At 61.9% G+C, this 26,491-nt stretch carries 18 protein-coding genes; 2 read left to right on the forward strand and 16 right to left on the reverse strand.

Annotation, left to right across the window (positions count from 1 at the left end; all coding sequences use genetic code 11):
• Positions 1-60: 60 nt before the first annotated feature.
• The 8 genes from ABD842_RS11260 to ABD842_RS11295 all read right to left on the reverse strand — a co-directional run bounded on the left by ABD842_RS11260 (position 61) and on the right by ABD842_RS11295 (position 14,741).
• On the reverse strand, positions 61-342 hold the full coding sequence (locus tag ABD842_RS11260; RefSeq protein WP_345113578.1) for a PLD nuclease N-terminal domain-containing protein: 282 nt from the start codon (positions 340-342) through the stop codon (positions 61-63).
• 114 nt (positions 343-456) lie between these two features.
• On the reverse strand, positions 457-1,095 hold the full coding sequence (locus ABD842_RS11265; protein ID WP_345113582.1) for a rhomboid family intramembrane serine protease: 639 nt from the start codon (positions 1,093-1,095) through the stop codon (positions 457-459).
• 132 nt (positions 1,096-1,227) lie between these two features.
• On the reverse strand, positions 1,228-2,199 hold the full coding sequence (locus ABD842_RS11270) for a polyprenyl synthetase family protein (protein WP_345113584.1): 972 nt from the start codon (positions 2,197-2,199) through the stop codon (positions 1,228-1,230).
• A gap of 241 nt (positions 2,200-2,440) precedes the next feature.
• Positions 2,441-4,981, reverse strand: coding sequence for a ribonuclease R (rnr, locus tag ABD842_RS11275; protein ID WP_345113585.1), 2,541 nt, complete (start codon positions 4,979-4,981; stop codon positions 2,441-2,443).
• A 459-nt stretch (positions 4,982-5,440) separates the two neighbouring features.
• Complete coding sequence (locus ABD842_RS11280; RefSeq protein ID WP_345113587.1) at positions 5,441-7,378, reverse strand: ABC transporter ATP-binding protein; 1,938 nt, start codon at positions 7,376-7,378, stop codon at positions 5,441-5,443.
• 368 nt (positions 7,379-7,746) lie between these two features.
• Positions 7,747-8,403, reverse strand: coding sequence for a lipoprotein signal peptidase (locus ABD842_RS11285; RefSeq protein ID WP_345113590.1), 657 nt, complete (start codon positions 8,401-8,403; stop codon positions 7,747-7,749).
• 262 nt (positions 8,404-8,665) lie between these two features.
• Positions 8,666-12,148 carry an isoleucine--tRNA ligase gene (ileS, locus tag ABD842_RS11290; protein ID WP_345113593.1) on the reverse strand — a complete coding sequence of 1,161 codons (3,483 nt, stop codon included), beginning with the start codon at positions 12,146-12,148 and terminating at the stop codon, positions 8,666-8,668.
• Between the two features lie 133 nt (positions 12,149-12,281).
• Positions 12,282-14,741, reverse strand: a complete 2,460-nt coding sequence (locus tag ABD842_RS11295; RefSeq protein WP_345113596.1) for an efflux RND transporter permease subunit — start codon at positions 14,739-14,741, stop codon at positions 12,282-12,284.
• 244 nt (positions 14,742-14,985) lie between these two features.
• On the opposite strand from ABD842_RS11295, the gene ABD842_RS11300 reads away from it, so the two are divergent.
• Complete coding sequence (locus tag ABD842_RS11300; RefSeq protein WP_345113599.1) at positions 14,986-15,387, forward strand: hypothetical protein; 402 nt, start codon at positions 14,986-14,988, stop codon at positions 15,385-15,387.
• A gap of 145 nt (positions 15,388-15,532) precedes the next feature.
• On the opposite strand, the gene ABD842_RS11305 is transcribed toward ABD842_RS11300, so the two are convergent.
• A complete protein-coding gene (locus ABD842_RS11305) occupies positions 15,533-17,056 on the reverse strand; it encodes a glycine--tRNA ligase (RefSeq protein ID WP_345113602.1) in 1,524 nt (507 codons plus the stop codon).
• Between the two features lie 322 nt (positions 17,057-17,378).
• Here ABD842_RS11305 and ABD842_RS11310 point away from each other — a divergent pair, with 322 nt between their 5' ends.
• Positions 17,379-18,779, forward strand: coding sequence for an inorganic phosphate transporter (locus ABD842_RS11310; RefSeq protein ID WP_345113605.1), 1,401 nt, complete (start codon positions 17,379-17,381; stop codon positions 18,777-18,779).
• A 199-nt stretch (positions 18,780-18,978) separates the two neighbouring features.
• Here ABD842_RS11310 and ABD842_RS11315 read toward each other — a convergent pair whose 3' ends face one another.
• From ABD842_RS11315 to mnmG, 7 genes are all read right to left on the reverse strand, one after another.
• Positions 18,979-19,464 carry a hypothetical protein gene (locus tag ABD842_RS11315; RefSeq protein WP_345113608.1) on the reverse strand — a complete coding sequence of 162 codons (486 nt, stop codon included), beginning with the start codon at positions 19,462-19,464 and terminating at the stop codon, positions 18,979-18,981.
• A gap of 44 nt (positions 19,465-19,508) precedes the next feature.
• Positions 19,509-20,000 carry a DUF4385 domain-containing protein gene (locus ABD842_RS11320; protein WP_345113611.1) on the reverse strand — a complete coding sequence of 164 codons (492 nt, stop codon included), beginning with the start codon at positions 19,998-20,000 and terminating at the stop codon, positions 19,509-19,511.
• Positions 20,001-20,986: 986 nt separating this feature from the next.
• Positions 20,987-22,612, reverse strand: a complete 1,626-nt coding sequence (locus tag ABD842_RS11325; protein ID WP_345113614.1) for an Ig-like domain-containing domain — start codon at positions 22,610-22,612, stop codon at positions 20,987-20,989.
• Positions 22,596-22,958 (reverse strand): hypothetical protein, encoded by a 363-nt coding sequence (locus tag ABD842_RS11330; RefSeq protein ID WP_345113616.1) that lies wholly within the window; start codon positions 22,956-22,958, stop codon positions 22,596-22,598. Before ABD842_RS11330 ends, ABD842_RS11325 begins: the two co-directional genes overlap by 17 nt.
• A gap of 6 nt (positions 22,959-22,964) precedes the next feature.
• Positions 22,965-23,858 carry a class I SAM-dependent methyltransferase gene (locus ABD842_RS11335; protein WP_345113619.1) on the reverse strand — a complete coding sequence of 298 codons (894 nt, stop codon included), beginning with the start codon at positions 23,856-23,858 and terminating at the stop codon, positions 22,965-22,967.
• Positions 23,859-24,097: 239 nt separating this feature from the next.
• Positions 24,098-24,319 (reverse strand): hypothetical protein, encoded by a 222-nt coding sequence (locus ABD842_RS11340; RefSeq protein ID WP_345113622.1) that lies wholly within the window; start codon positions 24,317-24,319, stop codon positions 24,098-24,100.
• A gap of 75 nt (positions 24,320-24,394) precedes the next feature.
• The gene (gene mnmG / locus ABD842_RS11345; RefSeq protein WP_345113625.1) at positions 24,395-26,263 is read right to left on the reverse strand and encodes a tRNA uridine-5-carboxymethylaminomethyl(34) synthesis enzyme MnmG; all 1,869 of its coding nucleotides are present in this window, start codon (positions 26,261-26,263) and stop codon (positions 24,395-24,397) included.
• Positions 26,264-26,491 lie beyond the last annotated feature (228 nt).

Here is a 26,491-nt window from a genome sequence, read left to right on the forward strand (position 1 = left end):
CTGCCCGTCGCTTAGCAGCGACGGGCAGTTTTGTTTTGGCTGGAAGCCTTACCTGGAAGGCTACAGATTCGACTTGCCGCGGCCGGCAAACAGGTAGTAGATGATCAGACCACCGAGCGGGAAAATGAAGATAATGGCGGCCCACATGATCTTCTTGCCGATGGACCAGGGCTGACGGAAAACGTCGAGCATGGCCAGAATGTCGAGGGCCAGCAGCACGTAGCCCCAGGTAGCGAGGCCGCCGCTGGCATTGTAGCGGCTGCAGGAAGAAATAGCCACGGTGAGCGTCAGCAGCAGGGCAGCGAGGGGCAGGCGGTTGGCGAAAGAAGTGAGCTTGTCCATAAGCGGCAGAGGGTTGGAGAGTGGAAAGGGAGTATGCCGCTCTTTACGCGCTACGGCAGAATATAGATATAACAACGCCCCTTTTTAAATTGCAAATACATGAATATCAGTATTTTAAAATAAATAAGCCTGGATTTGACCCCAGCAATAGGCGGCGGCAGCGGGGTACAGAACCAGCGTCAGCACCACCCCGTACAGGGCGCCGTAGAAGTGCGCATCGTGGTTGATATTGTCGCCCGAGCGTCGGCCCTGGTAGTAGGAATAAGCCAGGTAGAGGAAACCGAAGATAAAGCCCGGAATACCCAGCTGCGGGGGCAGAAACAGCAAGCCTATCTTGGTGGTCGGGCTAAAAATCACGGCCGCGAAGATGATGGAGGCCACGCCGCCGGAAGCGCCCAGACTCCGGTAGTCGGGGTCCTGGCGGTGGCGGAAGTAGGTGGGCAGATCCGACACGACGATGCCCCCCAGATACAGCGCCAGAAATTGCAGCAGGCCGTTGGTAGCGCCGCTCAGGCCAACGAAAATATCCTGCACCGCCTGCCCGAAAGAGTAGAAGGCAAACATGTTGAAGAGCAGGTGGGACCAGTTGGCGTGCAGAAAGCCGGAGGTGAGCAGGCGGTACCACTCGTTGTGCTGGCGCATCACGTAGGGCCGCATAATCCAGCTTTCCATCAATTCCTGGTTGGACCAGGCGTACATGGAGATGCCGGCGGTCAGGACCATCAGCACCGTGGTAACATCGAGAGTAAGCATCGGTGGGGAAAAGGCAACGGGGAAGAAATGATTACGGCGCTTTCAGCGCCCTGGCAAGGCGCAGAGCCAAGCCAAGCTGCCAAACAGCCCAAACAGCCGGCAGCGGGCCGGAAAAGCGCTAAAAACGTGGGCTTAGCTTTCGCGCTCCATCAGCAGCAGGGCCAGCTGCCGCAAGGGCTCCTTGCGGGCGGCCGGCGCCGTCACGCGCGCCAGGTGGTGCAGGGCATCCTCGAAGTAGCCGTTGATCAGCGCCTCGGTCTGGGGCCGGATGCGCAGCTCGTCGTAGATGGCGCGCACGGCCTGCACCTTGGCCTCGGCATCGGCTACCGGCTGACCGATATGTTGGGCCAGCGTGGCGCGCTGGGCCGGGCTGGCCTGCGCCTCGGCGGTCAGTAGCAGGAAGGTTTTCTTGTCGCTCACGATGTCGCCGCCGACGCGCTTGCCGAAGGTGGCCGCGTCGCCGTACACGTCGAGCAGGTCGTCGCGGAGCTGGAAGGCCAGGCCGATGTCGGTGCCGAACTGGCGCAGGTGGTCGGCATCCGGCGCGCTGGCGCCGCCGAGCAGGGCACCCAGCTCCAGGGCGAAGCCGAGCAGCACGGCCGTCTTGAGCCGGATCATGTCGAGGTACTGGGCGATGCTGACGGTGGCTTCGGTTTCGAAGTTCATGTCCCACTGCTGGCCCTCGCACACCTCGGCGGCGGTCTGGCTGAAGCGGCGCAGGATGGCGGGCAGCAGCTCGGGCCGGATGTCGAAGAACAGCTCGTAGGCCCGCACCAGCATCACGTCGCCGCTGAGGATGGCCACGTTGGCATTCCACTTCTCGTGTACCGTGGGCTGACCGCGGCGCAGCGGGGCCTGGTCCATGATGTCGTCGTGGAGCAGGGTGAAGTTGTGAAACACTTCCACGCCCAGCGCGGGCTTCAGCACGGGGTCCAGCTCATCGGTGAAGGCGTGGGCGCCGAGCAGCGTAAGCAGAGGCCGGATGCGCTTGCCGCCCAGGGCCATGATGTAGCGGATGGGCTCGTAAAGGGCGGTGGGCTGGTCGCCGTAGTGGAGCTGATCCAGGCCAGCAGTGATTTTAGCGGAGAAGAAACTGAGGTCCACGGAGTAGGTTGGAGTTGCGGAGGAAAGGTACGGAGGAAACCGCGGGAGGCAGATTTTGTGTCGGCTCTGTCATTGCGAGCAAGGCGAAGCAATCCGTCCTGGACAATAAGCCAAGCTCTGTTAAAGCAAAAACCCCGACGTATGCTAACGCCGAGGTTTTATAGGCTAACAGAGCTTACTACATTTCAGAGGACGGATTGCTTCGCCTTGCTCGCAATGACAGGCCCTCGGCAATGACAGCTTAGCGGCGGCGGCCACCGCCGCCACTGCTCTTGCCGCCCTTGCCGCCGGGCCGGCCGCCACCGCTGCCGCTGCCACCACTGCGCTCGGGGCGGTAGCCGCGGGGCTTGCTGTTCTCGCGGCGCTCCTGCTGCTCGCGCTGCTTCACGTGGTCAGGGCGGTTATCGACCAGCTCGAAGTCGATGGTGCGGTCGAGCAGGTTGGCGGACTTCACGACCACCTGCAGCTCGTCGCCGAACTGGATGATGCGCTTCGAGCCGCGGCCCACGATGCGGTAGTTGTCCTTGTCGAGCTCGAAGGTGTCGCCGGGAATGTCGCTCAGGCGGATCATGCCCTCACACTTGTTCTCCTCGATTTCGACGTACATGCCGCGCTCGGTCAGGCCCGATACGACGCCGGTGAACGTCTCGCCGATAACTTCCGACATGAACTCCACCTGCTTGTACTTAATGCTGGCCCGCTCGGCCGACGAGGCGACTTTCTCCCGGCCCGAGGAGTGCTTGCACTCTTCTTCCACGGGAGCTACTTCCACGTTGCCGCCGCCTTCGAGGTAATGCTCCAGCAGGCGGTGCGCCATCATATCCGGGTAGCGGCGGATGGGCGAGGTGAAGTGCGAGTAGTGCTCAAACGCCAGGCCGAAATGGCCCAGCGGCTCGGTCGAGTACACGGCCTTGCTCATGGTGCGCACGGCCAGGGTCTGAATCACGTTCTGCTCGGGCCGGCCGATAACCTCCGTCGAGAGGTCGTTGAGCTCGGTGCTGAGCTTCTTGGGGTTGGTCAGATCCAGGGTGTGGCCGAACTTCTGGGCGAAGAGGGCGAAGTTCTGCAGGCGGTCCGGGTCGGGGGCTTCGTGCACCCGGTACACCATCGTCATGCGCGGCTTGCGGGCTTTGAGCTTGAACACGAACTCGGCCACCTTGCGGTTGGCCAGCAGCATAAACTCCTCAATCATCTTGTGGGCGTCCTTGCGCTCCTTCACGTACACGCCCAGCGGCTTGCCGTTCTCGTCGAGGCGGAACTTCACCTCCTGGGTTTCGAAGCTGATGGCGCCGGCCTTGAAGCGGGCCACGCAGAGCTTTTTGGCAATGCTGTTCATCAGCACGATTTCCTCGGCGTAGTCGCCCTGCCCGTTTTCGATGCGCTCCTGGGCGTCTTCGTAGGCAAAGCGGCGGTCGGAGTGGATGATGGTCTTGCCGAACCACGAGTCGTAGAGCTTGCCGTTCTCATCGAGCTCAAACACGGCCGAGAAAGTCAGCTTGTCCTCGTTGGGCCGCAACGAGCACACGCCGTTGGAAAGGCGCTCGGGCAGCATCGGAATCACCCGGTCGACGAGGTAGACGGAGGTGGCGCGGTGCTTGGCTTCGCGCTCCAGCTCGGTGCCGGGCACCACGTAGTGGCTGACGTCGGCAATGTGCACGCCGATTTCCCAGTGGCCGTTTTCCAGCTTCTGAATGCTCAGCGCATCATCAAAGTCCTTGGCGTCGGCCGGGTCGATGGTGAAGGTGGTGATGGGGCGGAAGTCGCGGCGGCGCTTGATTTCGGCGGCCGGAATCACGTCGGGAATGGCTTCCGACTCGGCTTCCACCTCGGGCGAAAACTCAAACGGCAGGTCAAACTCGGCCATGATGGCGTTGATTTCGGCCTCGTTGCCGCCGGCCTGCCCGAAGCTGCGCAGCACCTCCCCGGAGGGTGAGCGGTGCGAATCCTCGGGAAACTCGGTGATGCGGACCAGCACTTTCTCGCCGTTGTTGGCCCCGTGCAGGCTCTCGAAGGGCACAAACACGTCGAAGTACAGCTTGCGGTTGTCGGGCTTCACGAAGCCGATGCCGCCCTGAATCTGCAGGCGGCCGACCACTTCGGGCCGCACCCGGTTGAGCACTTCCACTACGTCGCCCACCGGCCGGCCGTCGCGGGAGCCGCGCAGGCGCAGGCGCACCGTGTCGCCGTGCATGGCAAACTTGAGGCGGTCGGTAAACACGCGCACGTCGGTTTCACTCTCATCCGAGATGATGAAGGCAAAGTTGCTGGTAGCCAGCGACACGGTGCCGATGATGGTATCGGGGCTGTCGGGGCGGGCGGGGCGGTGGGTTACCTCGGGCTCGTCGGCGTCGGGAAAGTCGAAGCCGGCCCCGCGGCGGCGGTGCACCAGCGGATCCTGGCCAAACTCGGTTTCGATGGGCCGGCCGCTGCGGCGCGCGGGCACCGGAATGTTATCCGGATTGCGCGGCTGGCGGCTGCTGGCGGGCATGGTGGCCGAGTAAGCGGCCGTGGGGTCGGTGAGGCGGTACTCGTCGTTCTGGAGCAGCGTGAGCTGGCCGGCGTTCTTGAGGGCCTTGAGGTGGGCAAACACCTCTTCGCGCTGCTCTTTGGTGGTCACGCCGAGGCGGCGGGAAAGCTGGCGGTAGGCGAAGACCTTGCCGGGGTTGTCGCGAAACACGCGAAACACGAGGTCTTTGGTAATCTGGGGGGCAGCGGCTTGGTCGCCGCGGGCGGCCTTCGCGCGGGGGGCGCGGGGGGCAGCGGAATCGTCTTTTTCTTTCATCAGAAAATGCGGGCCGCCAGGGGTTGTCTTTTTCGCAGGCGGCTTGGGTTAATGGAAGGTAAGCCGGGTGAGTGCAGGCTTGCCAAAGTGAATGTAGTGGAGCCCGGAAACGGGCCGTGCCGGCCAACTGCCGGGCTTCGGGAAGATAATACGGAATATATCCGCGAATAACTATTGCGGACGGGAAAAGGAGCGGTTGTGGTTGGGTTAAGCGGGAAGTAAAGCATACTAATCGGCGGTCATGCTGAAAGCAGCGCAGGGAAGGACCTTCCTCCTTCCCACTACCAAGCCTGACTCAAAACGCTAAGCCTTCCGGCTACTAACACCCGAAAAGGGTTTCGCGTTGCAAATGGTTTTGCAGGTTATCCGAGGAAGGTCCTTCGTCCCTGCTTTATGCGCAGCAAGCTCAGGATGACAGACGGTTTTGTGCTTTCGCCTTTCAACCTTCCCTCCCACCACCTACGCCCGGCTGGCCACGGCGGCGCGGATGTCGGCGGGCTCGTCTTTGGGAATGGCGGCCAGCAGCTGGCGGGTGTACTCGTGCCGGGGGTTGGCGTAGACCTCGGCCGCCGGGCCGCTTTCCACAATCTGCCCCTGGCGCATCACCAGCAACCGGTCCGACATGAAGCGGGCCACCGACAGATCGTGGGTGATGAAGAGGTAGGTGATGCCGAAGTCGCGCTTGAGCTGGTTGAGCAGGTTGAGCACCTGCGCCTGCACCGACACGTCGAGGGCCGACACGGACTCGTCGCAGATGATGCACTTGGGCTGCAGGGCCAGGGCCCGGGCAATGCAGAGGCGCTGGCGCTGCCCGCCCGAAAACTCGTGGGGGTAGCGCAGGTAATGCTCTTCTTTCAGGCCGACGGTGCGCAGCAGCTCCAGCACCCGGGACTTTTGCTGCTGCCGGGTGCCGCCCACGCCGTGCACGCGCATGGGCTCCAGAATGGCCTCCCCCACGGTCATCATGGGGTTGAGCGCCGCGTAAGGGTCCTGAAATACCATCTGGAAATCCTTGCGCCGTTTGCGCAGCTCGCCGGCGGGCAACGCCGCCAGATCCGTGCCTTCGAACAGGATGCGGCCCGCCGTTGGCTCCACCAGCCGCAGCAGGGCCCGACCGAGCGTGGTTTTGCCGCAGCCCGACTCGCCCACCAGCCCCACAGTTTCGCCGGGATAAATGTCGAAACTCACCCCATCGACGGCCCGCACGAACTCGGGGTGGCGGTTGAAGAAGCCCTTGCGAATCGGGAAGTGCACGTTCAGGCCGGTGACCTGCAGGAGCGTGGTGCCACGACTTTCGTTGAACGCCCCGGCAGCGGGTAGGCGGCCGGCGGTGTTGGAAGCGCCGGCAGGTTGTCCAACGGGAGTGGTGCCACTACTTTGAGTTATGGCACCACTGGCCGCCCCGGCCAGGACGGCCGCGTTTTGTTCCACGGGGAACGTTTTGGTGGTTTGAAGGGAAATGTTATCAGAGCCGGCAGTTACGGCCAAAGTTGAGCTTTCCGGCGTGGAACTACTGGGTTTTTCCACCAGATTGCCCGCCGCGTCCTCACTCATGAAATCGGCTACCACGGGCAGCCACTGCCGGCCCACCGACAGCTTGGGGCGGCAGGCCAGCAGACCTTTGGTGTAGGGGTGCTGCGGGTTGGTGAAAATGTCGAGCACGGTCCCCTGCTCCACGATGCGGCCCCGGTACATGACCAGAATCCGGTCGGCAATTTCGGCTACCACGCCCAGGTCGTGGGTGATGAAGAGCACGGCGGTGTTGTGCTGGCGGCGCAGCTCGTCGATGAGCTGGAGCATGCGGGCCTGCACGGTCACGTCGAGGGCAGTGGTGGGCTCGTCGGCAATCAGGATGGCGGGGTTGCAGGCCATGGCCATGGCAATCATCACCCGCTGCTTCTGGCCGCCGCTGATCTCGTGGGGGTAGGCCCGCAGGATTTCCGCCGGGCGCGGCAGCTGGGCCATGGCAAACAGCTCCACGGTGCGGGTTTCGGCTTCCTTCCGGCTCAGGGCAGTGTGCAGGCGCAGGGCTTCCACCACCTGGCTGCCGCAGGTATACACCGGGTTCAGCGAGGTCATGGGCTCCTGAAAAATCATCCCGATGTCGTTGCCGCGCACTTTTTGCAGCTGCTGGTCGCTCAGGCGCAGCAGGTCTACCTCGCCCAGAGCTTCCGACTGAAACCGGGCCTCACCGCTGACCAGCTGGCCCGGCGGCATCGGAATCAGGCCCATCAGCGCCAGCGACGTTACCGACTTCCCCGAGCCCGACTCGCCCACGATGGCCAGCGTTTCGCCGCGGTGGAGCTGAAACGAGACGTCATTCACGGCCCGCACGTCGCCGCGGTGGGAGCGGAAATCGATGGTCAGGTTGGCAACGGAGAGGATTGGGTCGGGCACGGGGTGTAGCTGGATTGAGCGCTAAGGTAAAGATAGGGCGGTAGAGACGCGAAGTGCCGCGTCCCCTCCCTGAAAGCCTGATCGGCACATCATTCCGAGCGGAGCCAGGAAATCTCGCGTGCTGACGCTGGATTAGTAACCAGACAACGCCAAGTGAGATTCCCCGACTTCGCTCGGAATGACGGTACCAGGGTGGTAGAGATGCCTCGGTCCCTGGCTTGATGCGCCACATGCTCAGCATGACGGTCTGAGTGGCCGTTCAACGACGAGACGCAAGTATGCGTCTCTACCCTGGTCAGGATCAGATTAACGCAGGAACGGCCGGCTGAAATGCTTCAGCCGGCCGTTCCACTGCTTAAAATCTGTTTCTAGGATGCTATTTCCGTCGTTTCCGCGTCGCGGTGGGCCTGGGCGGCGGCCGAGTCGTCGGCGGCTACCGGGTGGGCCTGCTCATGGATGAAAAAGCGGTTCTGGTTGAGCAGAATCAACATCACACCGATGAAGATGGCCGAGTCGGCAATGTTGAAGATGGGCCAGAGCGAGAGGTGGTAGCCCCCGACCAGCGGCCAGGTAGAGGGCAGAATGCCTTCGTAGAGGTCCAGGTACAGCATGTCGATTACCTGGCCGTGAAACCAGGGCGTGGGCGCACCAAACGGGGCATTGTTGTAGATGATGCCGTAGAAAATCGAGTCGATCAGGTTGCCGACGGCCCCGCCCAGGATCAGGGCTACGCAGAAGATGAAGCCGGGGGCCGCGTGCTGCTGCCAGAGCCTGCGGATGTAGTAGATGCCGCCCAGCATGGCCACCAGGCGGAAGCTGGTGAGCAGAATCTTACCGTAGGGCGGCGGCAGCTCCACCCCGAACGCCATACCGGGGTTCAGAATGTAGTGCAGCTTGGCCCAGTCGCCGATAAGCGAAATTTCCCCGGGCATACCGGGCAGCATGTAGGTGTGCGTGGCCCACTTCGAGAGTTGGTCGATGCCGATGACCAGCAGGGCGGCCAGATAGTATTTCCAGTACTTCATTTGATAGAAAGGAGAGGTAAGCCGTGAGAAGTGAGACTTCGCCCTGACGGGTTGTCAGTAGCGGAACCTCTCCCCTCTCTTGGCACAAAGGGACGCAGAATTTTAGACTTCCCCACGCCGGCGCCCAACTGCGCTGCCGGACCGCTGGTATATCTTTTTCGGGCGCTTTGTGCTGTTTTGAGCCGAATTGGCGGGCGGCAGAAACGCTTTGTACGCCGATGTGCCAGCCGACTCTTCTGCAGAATCGGCTGGCCATTCAGCCTCAGGCAGTTGCGACGTTCAGCTGCACGGGCACCGAGTAGTCATCGAATTCGAGCACCGAGCCCCCGTTTACGTCGGCCGCAAACTCCAGGGCCAGGGCCTGCACCTCGGCGCGGATATAGTCGCCGAAGCTGAGCACGGCGGCTTCCAGCTCGGGCTGCGGCCCCAGGGTCACGCGTATTTTGTCCTGCACTTCCAGGCCGCTGTCCTTGCGCAGGTTCTGCAGGCGGTTCACCAGCTCGCGGGCCACGCCTTCCTGGCGCAGCTCGTCGGTCAGGGTCACGTCCAGGGCTACCGTCAGCGGGCCGTCGGTAGCCACGAGCCAGCCGGGCAAATCGTCGGTGCGGATTTCCACGTCGTCGGGGGCCAGGGTGTAGGTTTCGCCGTCGATATCCACGGTCAGCTGGCCGGTTTTTTCGAGGGTGCTGATTTCCTCAGCCGTCATCTGCTGGATGCGGGCGCCCACGACTTTCAGCTTCGGACCGTACTGCTGGCCCAGGCGCTTGAAGTTGGGCTTCACCGACTTCACCAGCACGCCGCTGGTGTCGTCGAGAAACTCCACGTGCTTCACGTTCACCTCGGCGCAGATCAGGTCTTCGACCAGCCCAACTTGCTCGCGCGTGGTGTCGTTCAGCACCGGCACCAGGATGCGCTGCAACGGCTGGCGCACCTTCAGCACCGATTTCTTCCGCAGCGAGTGCGTGAGCGAAGAAATCCGCTGGGCCAGCTCCATCCGCTCTTCCAAAGCCTTGTCGATGCGCGCTTCATCGGCCTGCACCAGCAGCGTCAGGTGGATGGATTCGGCAACCCCTCCCTCGGTCCCTCCCCAAAAGGGAGGGATGCCGGACGACTTTTTGATATCCGACGACACCTTTTGTCCCTCGTCTCGGAGGCCGGTGGTCATGTTTTGGTAGAGCCACTCGGCGAAGAAGGGCGCAATGGGCGCCATGAGCTGCGAAACGGTTACCAGGCACTCCTGCAGGGTTTCGTAGGCGGCGCGCTTGTCCTGGGTCAGCTCGCCCTTCCAGAAACGGCGGCGCGAGAGGCGCACGTGCCAGTTGGACAGCTGGTCGGTCACGAAATCCTGGATGGCCCGGGCCGCTTTGGTCGGGTCGTAGGAGTCGTAGTGGCCACGCACTTCCAGGATCAGCGACTGAAGCTTACTCAGAATCCAGCGGTCCAGCTCGCCCAGCTCGGCGTGGGGCGTGCGGTCAAACTCGCGGGCCTGGAAGCCGTCGAGGTTGGCGTAGAGGGCGTAGAACGAGTAGGTGTTGAAGAGCGTGCCGAAGAAGCGGCGCTGCACCTCGGTGATGCCGGCCAGGTCGAACTTGAGGTTGTCCCAGGGCTGGGCGTTGGCAATCATGTACCAGCGGGTGGCGTCGGGGCCGAACTGGCTGATGGTGGCAAACGGGTCGACGGCGTTGCCGAGGCGCTTGCTCATCTTGTTGCCGTTCTTATCCAGCACCAGGCCGTTGGCCATCACGTTTTTGAAGGCCACCGAGTCTTCCAGCATCACGGCCAGCGCGTGCAGGGTAAAGAACCAGCCGCGGGTCTGATCCACGCCTTCGGCAATGAAGTCGGCGGGAAAATTCTGCCGGAACTTCTCGCCGTTCTCGATAGGGTAGTGCCACTGGGCGTAGGGCATGGCGCCGCTGTCGAACCACACGTCGATGAGGTCGGTTTCGCGGTACATGGGCTCCCCGCCGGGGCTCACCAGGAAGATATCGTCCACGTAGGGGCGGTGCAGGTCCACCTTTTCGCCGTTGGCGTAGGGGTTGTGGGTCATGATTTCGGCGGCTACGGCCTTGTCAATCTCCTGCTTCATCTGCGCGATGGAGCCGATGCAGATTTCCTCGGTGCCGTCCTGGGTGCGCCAGATCGGGAGCGGGGTGCCCCAGTAGCGGGAGCGGCTCAGGTTCCAGTCGACCAGGTTTTCCAGCCAGTTGCCGAAGCGGCCGGTGCCGGTGCTTTCGGGCTTCCAGTTGATGGTCTTGTTGAGCTCGATGAGCCGGTCCTTCACCGCCGTGGTCTTGATAAACCAGGAGTCGAGCGGGTAGTAGAGCACGGGCTTGTCGGTGCGCCAGCAGTGGGGGTAGGTGTGCTCGTACTTCTCCACCTTGAAGGCCGTGCCGTCGCCCTTCATTTTGATGACGATGCTTTCATCCAACGTCTTGTAGTCGGCACCGGACTCGTCGTGGCCGTCGTAGTTTTTCACCCAGCGGCCGCCGAATTCGCCCATCTGCTTCACGTAGCGACCGGTGCGGTCCACGATGGGGCCGAGCTTGCCCTCGTCATCGAGCACCATCAGGGCCGGGATGTCGTTTTGCTGGGCTACGCGGAAGTCGTCGGCACCGAAGGTGGGCGAAATGTGCACGATGCCGGTGCCGTCCTCTGTAGTCACGAAGTCGCCGGGGATAACGCGGAAGGCCCGCTCCTGCCCTTCGAACGGCACGAAGTCGAACAGCCGCTCGTACCTGATGCCGACCAGATCGGCGCCTTTGAAGCTGACTTCCAGATGCCAGGGCAGCACTTTGTCGCCGGGCTTGAAGTCCTCAAACGAGGCGTCCTTGCCCTTCTCGGAGAAGTAGCGGCTCACCAATGCCTCGGCCAGCACCACCCGGATGGGGGCGTAGGTGTAGGGGTTGAAGGTGCGCATCAGCACGTAGGGAATCTTCGGCCCCACGGCCAGGCCGGTGTTGGCGGGCAGCGTCCAGGGCGTAGTCGTCCAGGCCAAGATAAACACCTCGGGCTCGGCATTATCGTCGCCGTAGAGCTGGGCCAGCGGCACTTCGTCCAGGCTTACATTCTGGAACAGCATCTCCGACTTCTCGTCGCGCTTTACCTTGAACTGCGCCACCACGGTCGTGTCCTTCACGTCGCGGTAGGTGCCGGGCTGGTTCAGCTCGTGGGAGCTGAGTCCGGTGCCGGCCGCCGGCGAGTAGGGCTGGATGGTGTAGCCTTTGTAGAGCAGGCCCTTGTCGTAGAGCTTTTTGAGCAGCGCCCAGCAGCTTTCGATGTACTCGGGCTCGAAGGTGATGTAGGGGTCGTCGAGGTCCACCCAGTAGCCCATCTTCTCGGTCAGGTCGTCCCACTGGGCCTTGAAGCGCATGACCGTCTCCCGGCAGCGCTGGTTGTAGTCCTCGATGCTGATTTTCTTGCCGATGTCCTCCTTGGTGATGCCCAGCTCCTTTTCGACCTGCAGCTCGATGGGCAGGCCGTGGGTGTCCCAGCCGCCCTTGCGGTGCACCTGCTTGCCCAGCAGGGTCTGGTAGCGGCAGAAGATGTCCTTGACGGTGCGCGCCATCACGTGGTGGATGCCGGGAGCGCCGTTGGCCGAGGGCGGGCCTTCGTAAAACACGAACGTGGGCTGCCCCTCGCGGGTGCTCACGCTCTTCTCAAAGATGCCGTTCTGCTTCCACCACGCCAGGATATCGGTGCCGACCTGGCCGTAGTTGAGCGGCTGCTTAAATTCGGGGTAGTTCATTGTTGGGGTCTTGGGATCTTGGGGTCTTGGGGACTTGGCTTTTGGGGGCTTGGGAGCTTGGCTTTTGGGGCCTTGGTTGATGTTCTGCCGGTTTTCGTCAGAACATCAACCAAGGCCCCAAGACCCTAAGTCCCTAAGCCCCCAAGTCCCCCTTCTTCATCCGGTCCAGATTCAGCTCCAGGTCGTCATCTTCCTCGTGGTACTGCTCGTCGTAGTGGCGGATGCTGGTCTGGTTGATGTTCTCATCCTTGCCGTGCTCGAAGGAAACCAGCAGGCAGGGCAGCAGAATCAGGTTGGAGAAGTTGGTAATCAGCAGGCTGGCCGACATGAGCAGGCCCAGGGCCTTGGTGCCGCCAAACTCGGAGAAGGCAAACACCGAAAAGCCCAGAAACAGCACGATGCTGGTATAAATCATGCTGGTGCCGGCCTCCGAGAGCGTGGTGCTGATGGCGGCCCGCACCCGTTGCCCGTTCAGAGCCATTTCCTGGCGGAACTTGGCCAGCAGATGAATCGAGTTGTCGCCGTCGATGCCCAGGGCAATGCTGAAAATCAGGGCGGTGCTGGGCTTGAGCGGAATGCCGAAAAAGCCCATCAGCCCGCCGGTGAGCAGCAGGGTCACGAAGTTGGGCAGCAGGGTAAAGAACACGGCCCGCACGCTGCGAAACAGAATCAGCACCACCAGCCCGACCAGCACAAACGCAATGGCCAGGCTTTCCTTGAGCATGTCGATGAGGTACTCGTTGCCCTTGGTGAAGAGAATGGTGGTGCCGGTGAGCTTCACCGTCATGCCCGTGCCGTTGAAGATTTCCTGGATCTGGGGCTGAATCTTGTAGTTGATCAGCGTGTCGAGGTTGTGGGAGCCGATGTCGGCTATTTTCAGCGAAATCCGGGCCCGCTGGCCGGTGGAGTCGGTGAAGGAGCGGATGAGCTTACCGACCATCACCCCGCCGGCCGGGGCCTGGGCGGTGGCCGGCAGCGAGTCGGCCTTGGTGCGCGAGTGGCTCAGGTAGCTCAGAATAAAGTTCTTCTCCGAGTTGTCGGGCAGGCGGTAGTAAGCCGGGTCGTCGTTGTAGAAGGCCTGGGTGGACGCTTTCAGGAAGGTGACGATGCTGACCGGCGTGGTCAGCACCGGCTGGGTGCGCAGAAACTTCTCGAACCGGTCAATCTTCTCCAGGTTCTTGAGCTTCATGATGCCCTGCTTCTTGCCGGTGTCGATAACGATTTCCAGCGGCATCACGCCATTGAAGTGCTGCTCGAAGAACTTCAAATCACTGTTTACCGAGCTTTCCTTGGGTAGGTCGTCGACCATGTACGACACCGACTCGATCTTCATAATGCCCAGCACCGACACGGCGGCCAGGCCCAGCGCCACCAGGTACACCGTGCCGCGGCGCTCCAGCACCAGGTGGTCGAAAAACTCCAGCAGCTTGGTCAGGGGCTTGGCTTCGAGGTGCTCGAGCTGCTTGGGCGTGGGCGGCGGCAGGTAGGTAAACACCGCCGGAATCATGATAAACGAGATGATGAAGGCCACGAAGATGTTGATGGTGGCCACCAGCCCGAACTGGTAGAGAATGGCAATGTTGGTGAAGCAGAACACGAAAAAGCCGATGGCCGTGGTCGTGTTGTTCATCAGCGTCACCAGCCCGATCTTGCGGATTACCCGGGTCATGGCCAGCATCTGGTTGCCCGATTTGCGGTAATCGTAGTGGTAGCGGCTGAGCAGGTAGGTGCAGTTCGGGATGCCGATAACGATGAGAATACTCGGAATCAGGCCCGTGAGCAGGTTGATTTTGTAGCCCATCAGCACCATCGAGCCCACGCACCAGATGACCACAATCAGCACCACCAGAATGGGAAACACCACGGCCGACCAGGTGCGGAAGAACATAAACAGCGTGACGGCCATCATGAGCACGGTCAGCAGCACGAAGAACTTCATTTCCGAGGCCACCTTCGAGGTCATCGTGGAGCGCACGTAGGGCAGGCCGGCGTAGTGCAGGCGGATGCCGGTTTTCTTGGTGAACTGCTCGGCGTGGACCAGAATCTGGTTCATCACGGCCTGCCGCTTCGACGAGTTCAGAAACTTGGGGTCCATGGTCAGGGCCAGCAGCGTGGCCCCGGTGCGCGGGCTGATCAGCTGCCCCTTATAGAATTCCTGCTGGTTCACGACCCGCATCAGCGAGTCCAGCTCGGCCTGGGTCTGGGGGAAGTTGCGGAAGATCGGGGCCGCGCTGAAGCTCTGGTTGGTGGTGTCCTTGGTGAGCTTGGGCAGCTTGGTCACCGACAGCACGCCGCTCACGCCCGGCACCTTGGCCAGCGTGTCGGTGAGGGTGCGCAGCTCGTTGAAGTTGCCGAGCCGGTAGATGCTGCTGTCCTGCATGCCCAGCACCAGCACGTTGCCGTCCTCGCCAAAGGTTTTCTTAAACCGCTGGAAGTAGACCATGTCCGGGTCGTCGGGACTCACGACCTGGGCAAAGTCGTAGGTCATTTCGACCTTGCGGGCCTGCCAGGCCATAAAAACGGTAATCACGGCCAGCAGCCCGAGGAGCAGTCGGCGGTTCTTAATAACGAAAAGCGCGAGTTTACTCCACATTCATTAGGCTGCTAAAATGCAGCAAAGGTACACAATGCCCGGCTGCCAGAAACGCCGCCCACTAGTTGGCTTGTCCCTGGAAAAACTTTAACTCTACGAACTTTCTTAGCTAACTTGCTGGTATTCTTTTGAATATATGAAACTACCACTGTTGCCGGAACCGTATAAGACCTAATTGCCTCAACAGTGCCGACGCCGGCTGGGCTCCCCGAATCGACGTCCCAGCTTCTCCCGTGCTTTCCCCATGACCCTGTACCAAACCCCCGACGCGTCGCTTACCTATTCCCCCGGCACCGATACCATGCACCTGAGCTACAGCGCCAGCCGCCTGACCGTCTCGTTTGGCCAGGCCTACCAGCTGGCCCTGGAGGAGATGCTCCGGCAGAACGTCGGCAAGCTGCTGCTCGACCTGAAGCGCAACGGCCCCGTCGACGACACGGACGAGTGGATTCTGGAGCCCCTGGGCCGGATGCCCACTGACCTGAGCCGCCCGATCTTTATTGCCGCCGTGCTGTCCGAAGGCCAGTACCAGTACCAGATCGGCTCCTACCTGCCCAGCGTAGGCGCCACCTTCGGCTCCGACCAGGTCGAGTTCAACTACTTCACCTCCCGCCGCGAAGCTTCCGCCTGGCTGAACGCCAGCTAAACCAGAATTTACCCGCCCGGATTTCTACCACTACCCACGCAAAAGCGGCCCCGGAATATTTCCGGGGCCGCTTTTTTGGTTACATTTTTAGCCTGTCAGCCTGAGCGTGCCGCACGTAAAGCGCGATACGCTCAGGCGTTCTTTCTTACAGCTGCTCGAAGATGCGGGAGAAGCTCACGGCCTCGCCGATGTAGGCGCGCAGCTCGGCAATCGGCATGCGGGTCTGCTCGCGCGAGTCGCGGTGGCGTACGGTCACGGTTTCATCTTCCAGCGTCTGGTGGTCGACGGCAATGCAGAAGGGCGTGCCGATGAGGTCCTGGCGGGTGTAGCGCGTACCGATGCTGTCCTTTTCCTCGACGACCAGGCGGAAGTCGTGGCGCAGCGCGTTGTAGATTTCGTTGGCTTTCTCGGGTAGGCCGTCCTTTTTCACCAGCGGGAAGATGGCGGCTTTCACCGGCGCCACGGCCGGGTGCAGGCGCAGCAGCTTGCGGGTTTTGGTTTTCTGCTCCTCCCCTTCGCCTTCCGTGATGGTTTCCTCCTGAAACGCCTGGCAGAGCGTGGCCAGGAACAGCCGGTCGGCGCCAACGGACGTTTCCACCACGTAGGGCACGTAGTTGCCGTAGGGCTTGCCGGTTTCGGGGTTTACGTCGTTATCGAAGTAGTTCTGCTTTTTGCGGCTCAGGTTCTGGTGCTGGGTCAGGTCGAAGTCGGAGCGGGAGTGGATGCCCTCGATTTCCTTGAAGCCAAACGGGAATTCAAACTCGATGTCGACGGCGGCCTTGGCGTAGTGGGCCAGCTTGTCGTGGTCGTGGAAGCGGAGCTTGGCGGCGGGCAAACCCAGGGCCTCGTGCCAGCGGCGGCGCGTTTCCTTCCACTGCGTGTACCACTCGCCTTCGGTGCCGGGGCGCACGAAGAACTGCATTTCCATCTGCTCAAACTCCCGCATGCGGAAGATGAACTGGCGGGCCACAATCTCGTTGCGGAAGGCCTTGCCGATCTGGGCAATGCCGAAGGGCACCTTCTGCCGCGCCGACTTCTGCACGTTCAGAAAGTTGACGAAGATGCCCTGGGCCGTTTCGGGGCGCAGGTAAATCTTGCTCGAATCTTCGGCCACGGCGCCCACCTGGGTCGAGAACATCAGGTTGAACTGGCGCACGTCGGTCCAGTTGCCGGTCTTGCTCACGGGGCACAGGATCTGCTCGTCGATGATGAGCTGCTTCACGCCAGCCAAGTCCTCGGCCGTGAGCAGGCGGCCCATTTCGGCCAGCAGGGTTTCGGCCCGGGCCAGCTCGCCGTTCTTCTCGTACTCGGCGGCTTTATCTTCGAGCAGCACGTCGGCGCGGTAGCGCTTCTTGCTGTCGAGGTTGTCGATCATCGGGTCGGAGAAGCCATCGATGTGGCCGGAGGCTTTCCAGGTGAGCGGGTGCATGAAGATGGCCGCGTCGATGCCCACCACGTTCTGGTTGAGCTGGGTCATGGCCTTCCACCAGAGCTGCTTGAGGTTGTTCTTGAGCTCCACGCCGTTGGGGCCGTAGTCGTACACGGCGGCCAGGCCGTCGTAGATTTCGGAGGACGGGAACACGAAGCCGTATTCCTTGGCGTGCGAAACGATGTCGGCCAGGGTGCCTTCGGTGGTATTGGCGGCAGCTTTCTGCGGGGCGTTGCTCATGAGCGGGGTAAGTGACGGGTCTGGCCGGGAAAAAGGCAGCACAGCAGCTGCGGACGGCGCTTCCCGACAAAAGTAGCAGAAGCTTTGAGGGTTTGGCGCTTAGCCGCCGCGCAAATTGCCCGTACCCGGCCGCTCCACCACCGCTGCGGGCTTTAGAATCAGGGTTTTACCGGGCCGCTAAACCCCGCCTGCATTCCTGCGTTAAGCGCAAGCAAACGGGGTATGGTCATGATTTGGCGTAACAATTTCATAATCTTGCCCCGCCTAAGGCCAACAGTACCTTTGGAGCCCTGAAAACCGATTTCTCACTAATTCCCCCCTTATGTTTGGCTTAGAGCCTCATGTGCTGCTGCTGCTGATCCTGTGCCTGGTGGCAGCCTGCGCATTTGAATTCGTCAACGGCTTCCACGATACGGCCAACGCCGTAGCCACCGTTATCTACACCAACGCCCTGCGGCCCTGGGTGGCCGTGGTGTGGTCGGGCTTCTGGAATTTTATCGGCGTGCTCACGGGCGGCATTGCCGTGGCCATGGGCATCGTGTACCTGCTGCCGGTCGAGAGCCTGGTTGATCAGAACGTGTACCACGGCATTGCCATGGTGGGCGCCCTGATCATTGCGGCCATCATCTGGAACGTGGGCACCTGGTACTACGGCCTGCCCTCGTCGTCGTCGCACGCGCTGATCGGTTCCATTCTGGGCGTGGGCATTGCCTACTCGCTGCTGCCCGAATCCAACGGGGCGGCCGTGAACTGGGGCAAAGCCGGCGAAACCATGGCGGCGCTGCTCATCAGCCCCATCTTCGGCTTCTCGCTCACCATCATCATGATGTTCTTGCTGAAGCGCTTCGTGGCCAACAAAAACATCTTCAAGGAGCCGCACAAGCGCAAGCCGCCGCCCATCTGGATTCGCCTGATCCTGATTGCCACCTGCACGCTGGTCAGCTTTTTCCACGGCTCCAACGACGGGCAGAAGGGCGTGGGCCTGATCATGCTGATTCTGATTGGCATTGTGCCCATCCACTTTGCCCTCAACCAGAAGCTCAACCCGCTGGACATGCGCGACTCGCTGACCAACGTGGAGCTGGTGATGAACAAGGTAAATACCGCTGGCCTGGGAGCAGTCGACCGCAAGCTGGTTGCCGACATCCGGACCCAGACCAGCACGCTGGACCGGATCTTCGCCGGCAAAACCGACGTGAAGCAGCTGCCCGAGTCGTCGCGCTTCGAGATCCGCAAAGCCATTCTGCTGCTGCACAACCGGGCGAAAAAGCTCACCGCCAGCGAAAAGCTGCCGCTCAGCAGCACTGACCGCAAAACCTTCGACGCCAGCATCACCCGCATGCGCACCTTCACCGACTACGCGCCGTGGCAGGTGTCGCTGATGGTAGCCTTGTCGCTGGGCATCGGTACCATGGTCGGCTGGAAGCGCATCGTGAAAACCATCGGGGAGCGAATCGGCAAAGAGCACCTGACCTACGCGCAGGGCGCCTCCTCCGAGCTGATTGCCGCCGCCATGATTGGGGTGAACACCCAGTTCGGCCTGCCCGTCTCGACCACCCACGTGCTGTCGTCGGCCATTGCCGGCTCCATGGTAGCCAACCGCGGCATCAAGAACCTGAACCCCCAGATGGTGCGCAACATTGCCCTGGCCTGGGTACTCACGCTGCCCGTCACGATGACGCTGGCCGGCGGCCTGTTTCTGCTGTTCCGGGCGTTTACCTGAGAACTGCTCTTCTTGGAATGACACAAAAAAGCCGGCCCGTGATGGGCCGGCTTTTTTAGTAAACAGCGCGCTTTCAGCAGCTTACTCGTTGCCGGGTTTTTGAGCCACGGCCTGAGAGTTATCCACCAAAACCGCGGACTGTAAGCCTTTTAACGACTTATCCACAGCCAAATCGAGGCTTTTTGTGGATAACTGCTAGTTAGGCCGGCCATTGCACTTCCAGTTCGTCGTTGATAAACACGCCGAAGTTGACGAACTGCAGCTGATCCTCATCAAAGTAAAGATCAATCATCTCCTTTTCGTAGGACAGGCGCACGGCTCCTTCTTCCATCTTCTCCATCTCGCTCGACTGCAGGCCGTGGCGGCTCATCAGGTCCTGAATTTCCTGCACGCTCTTGCCATGAATCGGCTCGCCGAAAATGCGCAGGCCGGGGTGGTCGGTTTCGATGCAGCTCAGGCGGTAGTCGTCTTCGCGGTCGAAGTACAGCGAGTAGCCCTCCTCGAGGTAGTTCCAGGCCTGGTGCTCAAACTCGTCGTCGTCTTCCGACTCTTCAATCTCCTCGGGCTCACCCATCAGCACGCGCACCTCATCCTGGGAGGTGCCAAACTTCAGCGGGCCCATGCCGACGCCGAGGGTAATTTCGTTTTCTTCGGTACTGTTGGGTTGTGGTTGGGAGGTTTGCATAGCCTTGGGTTGGGGTTTCGGGGTTAAAGGTAGACGTTCAGAATTCACTTGCCGTAGCGGCTCTTGAAATCGGCCATCTGCTGTACGTAGGCGGGGTGAGCTTTGGCCTCATCCCACTTGCGCTTGAAAATGGCGGCCGCGGCGGCCTTCTCGGGGTCTTCGGGCGAGCGGGGCAGCTCGGCCCGGCCGTGGGCCCCGCTTTGCCCCTTCTTGTCGTCGGGCACGGGGCCGGCGTACTTCTTGCCGCCGCGGTGGTTTGCGTAGCGCCTGGCCCGGGTAAAGCCCATCTGCAGGAACTTGCGGGCCATGTCGGCCCCCACGAAATCCTGGGCTTGCAGATAATCGAGGAAAAGGCCGTAGATCAGCTCCGACGATTCCGCGGCCACTGCGGGCGTGCGAAACCGCCAGTGCGGCAGAATCTCCGATTTGTAGGGTTCCACCAGCAGCACGCCCTGTTCCCCCTTGCCCACGCGGTAGAGCTCCGGGTGCTGGCGGAAATCAACGTGGTGGAAGTCGAGGCTGTAGTCGAACGGCATAAGGACAGATCTAGGCGTTATACGCTGCCGCCGCCGCTTTCGGTCGGCCTTGCCACTTATCCACCGCGTTGCCCGTGGATAAGTGGACAACTCAGGCGGTTTACGGCTTGACCGTCAAGCCGGTGGATTCTGATGCTCCGCCGTTTTTGCTCTGCCGGCCCAACTACAGCTCTCTTTGCGGCGCTGCCCCCTGCTGGCGGCTGCCAACGCTGAGGCCGCCCGACCGGAGCCGGGGCAGCAGTCCGGCTCTTTTCATTTTTTGACGGCCGGCTCGTTTATCCACACCGTTAATAACTTTTTAAAAGGATTTATTTAAAAGATCTTTTTCAAACTCACTCGTTAGGGGTGTGCATAAGTGGATAAGAATCAGAAGTTATAAACAGGGCTGAAAACTTGTGTACAAGTGCGGCTTTATGCACCGTCTGTCAACAGGGGGTGTTGATAATAAAGTACAGACTTTAAGTTACTTATGCGGATTGTACACAATCCACAGCGTTATCCACGAATCCACAGTCCACAGGTTTGGCCGGGTGTGGATTAGGGCTTTTTGGTGGGGAAGTTATCCACCCTTATCCACCACCGGGGTGGGCATAACCCTAGCTGTGCTGGCGCGGGAAGGACCAAAAAAACTTATCCGCCACTTGTCCACGGGTTATGCCCCGGTTTCCCCAGTGTTATCCACAGATTACGCGCTCCACCCCAACGGGAGTGGACAAACCTGTGGAAAAGGTGGGGAAAAGGCGCTAGGGTGCTGACGGTGAACCGGCCCGGTGTGGACATCTTTGGCGCCCCTGGCCCTGCGTACCGCATTAGGTTCTTGGGCGCTGAAAATAGGGAGCTAACCAAACCGGCCCAGGCCCGGGTGCCCGGCCGCGGCCTTTTCACGCTTCTGGCCTCAGCAGCAGCCGGGCGTAAAGCGTGAAAAGGCCGCGGCCCCGGTAGAGTTACCGGGGCCGCGGCCAGCTATTGAAAATGAAAAGCCGAGGCTAGAAAGCCACTTTCAGGTCGTCGACTTCCCAGTTGGCCCGCACCTGCACGGGTTGGGGCACCAGGTACACCGGCTCGGCCGGCCGCCGCAGCTGGGGGTCGCCGCCGCGCCAGGTGCCGTCGGCGTCGGCATCGATGAGCACGCGCAGCCGGTAGGGACCGGGCAGCAGGTTGTCGAAACGGAACGTGCCTTTGGGGCTGTCGAGCACGGCTACGGGCTGGTAGTTGGCATCAAGAAGCTGGAGCTGGTAGCGCTTGTACTTGGTTTGGACGGTGCCGGCCACGCTCCCGAACGGGGAATCTTCGGTGACGGCCAGCCGCAGGGGCTTCAGGCCCAGGCGCTGCCCGGTGCTGGACAGGACGACCGTGCTGTCGAGCGTAACCGTCACCGTTTTCTTGGCTTTGGTGTTCAGGCTCACGATAAGCTGCGTCCGGTCGGGGCTGAGCGTTATCTCCTGGGGCACGCGCAGGGGCCGCCGGGTCAGGGAGTCCTCCAGCAGTGTCCCCGCGGACTTGGCCGCGGCCAGCGGCCGCAGGGGTTCGGTAAACTTAAACGTGAGCAGGCCCTGCCGGTACACCGACCGGGGGCTGCCATCTACCGTGTAAGCGGCGGCGCGGCGGACGGGCGCGGTGCCCGGAAAGCGCACGTTGATGGTGTCGCGGCCGGTGTTGCCCACGCTGTCGGTGGAAGCCAGCACGTAGCGGCCCTCCGCCAGCGCCGCGGTGCGGAACAGCAGCACGGTGCGGCCCTTTTCGGTCACCACCAGGCTTTCGTTGAGGACGGGAGCAGTGGGGGCCGAAGCACCCAGGGGCGCCAGCACCGCCTGCTGGACGCCTTCGTTGAGCGTGATCTTAAACTGCGTCGGGCTGCCCTGCTGGCCGACGATAAGCGGGCGGCGGCCATCGGGGCGGACCAGGGCGAAGTTGACCGAGTCGAGGCCGGGGCGCACGGTGAGCAGGCCAGCCCGGTAGCCGATTCGCTCCCCCTCGTCGTAGCGGCCGTTCTGGTTCTTGTCGGCCAGGGCGAACATGAGGTAGCGGCCTTCCTTCAGGTTTTGCAGCGAATACGTCCCCGTCTTTTCGGTCTGGGCCAGATAGTAGGGTTTCCCCCGCCGGATGTTGAGCGTGTCGGCTTCGGGGTAGAGCACCACCGCCACGTCGCCCACGGGCTGGTTGTTGAGCAGCTCGGTGACGGTACCGCGCACCGAACCCGAATCGAGGCGGGCGCCGGTGCTGAAGGCCAGCTGCACGCCGGAGGCCTTGTTGCTCTCGGTGATATCCACCACGGCTTCGCGGAAGTTGAAGGAGTAGGTGGTGTTCGGGTCGAAGGGCTTCTCAAACTCCAGGGTGAAGGCCGTGCGCTCCTCCTTGATCTGGTACTTGTTGTCGGCCATCACCGGCGCTATGAGCAGGTTTTTGGTCAGGTCCTTCAGCTGCACCGACTCCGAGAATTCCAGCCGGATGGACTGTCGCTGCACGTTGCGGGCCCCGTTGGCCGGGGAGGTGCTCACGAGCTTGGGTGGCGTGAGGTCGCGGGGGCCGCCCTGGGGCGAGCTAATCGTGGCGCACCCGCCCAGCACGGCACCGGCGGCAAGCAAAAACAGCAGATCAGCGCGAACGGACATTATACAGCAGCAGGGTGGTAAGGGTAAGAGCGGCCATGGCCGCCACAATGTAGATGGTCGATTTGCGGGTCAGCTTATCATCGTCGGGCTCCAGGGCCACGGCCGCGGGGCGCGTCTTCACCGTGTCGGGCACGGCTACCGGCCGGCGGGCGGTATCCGGGTACGGAACGCGCCGCGAAGGCAAAAGGTATGAGCCGGGCGGCCCGCCCCGGGCGGCCGTGCCGGCTTTGGCCGCGCTGAGTGGCCTGGCTCCGAAAGGCTGCTTCTCCCCTACCCCGGCGCCGAGGCCTGCCGGCGCCAGCAGGCCCAGCAGCAACACCAACCACGGGAAAGCAGGCGCGGCCATAGCTGCTCAGCGCTGGGCGGCCACGTAAATAACGCTCGAATACAGACCCTCGTGCTCCTCGGCAAACTTGTTGGACTTGTAGCCGGCCTTGAGCACCGTGAGCAGCCCGCCCCCGCGCTCGGCCTTGTGCTTCTCGCTGAGCATGCTCACGTAGTAGGCGTCCAGGGGCAGGGGCAGCAGTTCGCGCACCGTGAGCTTATGCTTTTTGAGCAGCTGCTTCATGGTTTTGGGGCTGAAATGGTAGAGGTGACGCGGCACGTCGTAGGCGGCCCAGTCCTGGCGGTAGTGCTGGGCGTCGAGGCTTTCCACGTTGGGCACGGCAATGATGAGCACGCCGTCGGGCTTGAGCAGGCTCACCAGCTGCTGCATGGTTTCGTTGAGCGTGTGCACGTGCTCCAGCACGTGCCAGAGCGTAATGGCATCGAACGAGCCCTGCTGAAACTGCACCAGGCTTTCGGCGCTGATGGGCTGCCCCACCCGCTGGGTGGCTTCCTCGCGGGCCCGGGCGCTGGGCTCGTAGCCGGCTACCTGCCAGCCATCGGCGCGGGCGGTGGCCAGGAAGTGACCGGTGCCGCAGCCGTAGTCCAGCAGCTTGCCTTTGCGCGGGGCCTGCTTGTTGAGCAACGCCACCTTGCGGCGCATGGTGAAAAAGCGCGCCACCCGGTATGCCTGGTTGATGACGCCGGTGGCGGCACTGTTGTGCGACACGTAGTCGTCGGACTCGTAGTAGCGCCCGATATCGGCCAGGCCCGGCCGTGGATTGGTAAACTGAAACGTGCAGGCCGTGCACTGCACAATGGCAAAGCTTTCCTTGCTCACCGACTTATCCTCCACCACCAGCTTGTTGCGGAAGTCGTTTTTGCCGCATACCGGGCAGGATTCTAATCGTTCGTAGGACACAGATTAACGCTGATTTTGCTGATTACGCTGATTGCTTGGTGGCAATGCAACGACAGCGTGAAGGTACAAAACTAAAACGGCCACCGTTTCAGATAGAAAAAGGTAGCCATTAGCAGTAGTCTTGAGCCCGGCATAGATCAGCGAAGACTATCGGCAATATGATGCTACCGGCCTTCCAAACGAGCGGCCTCGGCCGGGCCGGGGTCGCCCCATGTGACCCATCAGAAAGACGCTGGTGGCTAGCCAAAAGAATAGACCTGCACCCAAGCCCAACCCGCCCACCAGCAGCTACCCGAGTGCTTGCCCCAAATTTTTTGCACCAGGTTACGGAGCGTCATAAACAAGCCCAGGAGAAAACTGAGCAGCAGCCCCAGCGTGGAAAACAGCCAAACGTAGTATATCTCGTCGAAGTACTCTTCGCTGTCGAACAGCTTGGGACGCCACAGCCAGAACAGCAGCAAGCCACATAGTCAAGCTCCGGCCGCCAGCTCTAACAGCAAAAAGTAGCGTTTACGCAGCACCATGCCACCTCTCCCCTACCGGCCCAAATACACCATCAGCACCGAAATGTCGGCCGGCGACACGCCGCTGATGCGGGCGGCCTGGCCAATGGTTTCGGGCTGCACCTTGAGCAGCTTTTCGCGGGCCTCGTGCGAGAGGGCCGGCATCTGCTGGTAGTCGAGGCGGCCCTGAATGACGAAGTTTTCCAGCTCGGCCACCCGGGCCGCCTGCTGGTTTTCCTTCTCGATGTAGGATTCGTACTTGATGGCAATGATGGCCTGCTCCAGGCTGTCGGGCAGGTAATGAGCCAGCGCCAGCGTCAGATTCGGCAGCGTGCGGGTCAGGTGCTCCAGCTCCAGGTTGGGGCGGCGCAGCAGGTTGATGGCCCGGGTCCGCTCGTGCAGGGTGGCCGAGCCCAGCTCCTCCAGCAAGCCGTTGATTTCGGCCGGCTCGACGGCGAAAGACTTCAGCAGCTCCACCACCTCGTTGGTTTCGCGCTGCTTCTGCTCCACCCGGAATAGCCGCTCGTCGGAGGCCAGGCCCAGGGCGTGGCCCAGCGGCGTCAGGCGCAGGTCGGCGTTGTCCTGGCGCAGCAGGATGCGGTGCTCGGCCCGGCTCGTAAACATGCGGTAGGGCTCGTCGGTGCCCTTATTCACGAGGTCGTCGATGAGCACGCCGATGTAGGCCTCGCTCCTTTTCAGGATGAAGGGCTCCTTGCCGTTGACCTTGTTGTGAGCGTTGATGCCGGCCATCAGGCCCTGGCAGGCGGCTTCTTCGTAGCCCGTGGTGCCGTTGATCTGGCCGGCGAAGTACAGGTTTTTCACCCGCTTGGTTTCCAGGGTCAGCTGGAGCTGGGTGGGCGGGAAGAAGTCGTACTCGATGGCGTAGCCGGGGCGGAACATCTTGGCCTTCTCGAAGCCCACGATCTTGCGCAGGGCGCGGTACTGCACGTCTTCGGGCAGGCTGCTGCTGAAGCCGTTGATGTACATCTCCACCGTACTGCTGCCCTCGGGCTCCACAAAGATCTGGTGGCGGTCCTTGTCGGCGAAGCGGTTGATTTTGTCTTCCACGCTCGGGCAGTACCGCGGCCCCAGGCCCTTGATGCGGCCCTGAAACATCGGCGACTTCTCGAATCCTTCCTTCAGGATTTCGTGGACTTCGGCGTTGGTGTAGGTGATGTAGCACGGCCGCTGCTTTGTCAGCGCGGGCGTGTCGAGGTAGCTGAACTTGCTGGGCGTTTCGTCGCCGGCCTGCTCTTCCATTTTGGAGTAGTCGAGGCTGCGGCCGTCGACGCGGGGCGGGGTGCCGGTTTTCATGCGGCCCGTCTCGAAGCCCAGCGCCCGGAGCTGCTCGGTGATGCCGGTGCTTTTCTTCTCGGCCGCCCGGCCGCCGCCGAAGTTCTTCTCGCCGATGTGAATCAGCCCGTTGAGGAACGTGCCGTTGGTGAGCACCACCGACTTGCCCCGGAACTCGATGCCGAGCTGGGTGGTCACGCCCACCACGGTATCATTCTCCACCACGATGCCCGTCACCGACTCCTGCCAGAAGTCCACGTTCAGGGTTTGCTCCAGCGTCGTCCGCCACTGCTCGGCGAAGCGCATCCGGTCGCTCTGCGCGCGCGGGCTCCACATGGCGGGGCCCTTGGAGCGGTTCAGCATCCGGAACTGAATCATGGTCTTGTCGGTAATGATGCCGCTCTGCCCGCCCAGCGCGTCGACCTCGCGCACAATCTGGCCCTTGGCCACCCCGCCCATGGCCGGGTTGCACGACATCTGGGCAATGGTGTTCATGTTCATCGTGACCAGCAGCACCTTCGAGCCGAGGTTGGCGGCGGCGGCGGCGGCTTCGCAGCCGGCGTGGCCGGCTCCAACTACAATGACGTCGTATTCTTCTTGCTGAAACATGGCAGGCTAAGCAGTAGCGCGAGCAGAGTAGCGCACGCCGGGCGGGTGTTCGGGGCAGTCGTTCGGGGCTAACAGGAAAGGCGAGCTACAAAGTTCGCGCGGCCCGAAAACCGAAAACGCCCGCGGCGGGCGGGCGTTTCGCTTGAAAGTCAAGGCTAAAAAGTCGGACGCAACCTGCTCAGAACGTGCGCAAAGATAGGCAGGAATCCGCTTTTGCGCGCGGCCGTT

Source organism: Hymenobacter algoricola (genome assembly GCF_039539525.1).
Classification (GTDB): Bacteria; Bacteroidota; Bacteroidia; order Cytophagales; family Hymenobacteraceae; genus Hymenobacter; species Hymenobacter algoricola.

Excerpts from the sequence above, each read along its gene's own strand:
- ABD842_RS11330 (WP_345113616.1), bottom strand. The coding sequence starts at position 22,958 with ATGGCCGCGCCTGCTTTCCCGTGGTTGGTGTTGCTGCTGGGCCTGCTG.
- ABD842_RS11305 (WP_345113602.1), bottom strand. The coding sequence starts at position 17,056 with ATGAGCAACGCCCCGCAGAAAGCTGCCGCCAATACCACCGAAGGCACC.
- ABD842_RS11295 (WP_345113596.1), bottom strand. The coding sequence starts at position 14,741 with ATGTGGAGTAAACTCGCGCTTTTCGTTATTAAGAACCGCCGACTGCTC.
- mnmG (WP_345113625.1), bottom strand. The coding sequence starts at position 26,263 with ATGTTTCAGCAAGAAGAATACGACGTCATTGTAGTTGGAGCCGGCCAC.
- ABD842_RS11260 (WP_345113578.1), bottom strand. The coding sequence starts at position 342 with ATGGACAAGCTCACTTCTTTCGCCAACCGCCTGCCCCTCGCTGCCCTG.
- ABD842_RS11315 (WP_345113608.1), bottom strand. The coding sequence starts at position 19,464 with ATGCAAACCTCCCAACCACAACCCAACAGTACCGAAGAAAACGAAATT.
- ABD842_RS11265 (WP_345113582.1), bottom strand. The coding sequence starts at position 1,095 with ATGCTTACTCTCGATGTTACCACGGTGCTGATGGTCCTGACCGCCGGC.
- ileS (WP_345113593.1), bottom strand. The coding sequence starts at position 12,148 with ATGAACTACCCCGAATTTAAGCAGCCGCTCAACTACGGCCAGGTCGGC.
- ABD842_RS11300 (WP_345113599.1), top strand. The coding sequence starts at position 14,986 with ATGACCCTGTACCAAACCCCCGACGCGTCGCTTACCTATTCCCCCGGC.
- ABD842_RS11325 (WP_345113614.1), bottom strand. The coding sequence starts at position 22,612 with ATGTCCGTTCGCGCTGATCTGCTGTTTTTGCTTGCCGCCGGTGCCGTG.
- ABD842_RS11285 (WP_345113590.1), bottom strand. The coding sequence starts at position 8,403 with ATGAAGTACTGGAAATACTATCTGGCCGCCCTGCTGGTCATCGGCATC.
- ABD842_RS11310 (WP_345113605.1), top strand. The coding sequence starts at position 17,379 with ATGTTTGGCTTAGAGCCTCATGTGCTGCTGCTGCTGATCCTGTGCCTG.
- rnr (WP_345113585.1), bottom strand. The coding sequence starts at position 4,981 with ATGAAAGAAAAAGACGATTCCGCTGCCCCCCGCGCCCCCCGCGCGAAG.
- ABD842_RS11320 (WP_345113611.1), bottom strand. The coding sequence starts at position 20,000 with ATGCCGTTCGACTACAGCCTCGACTTCCACCACGTTGATTTCCGCCAG.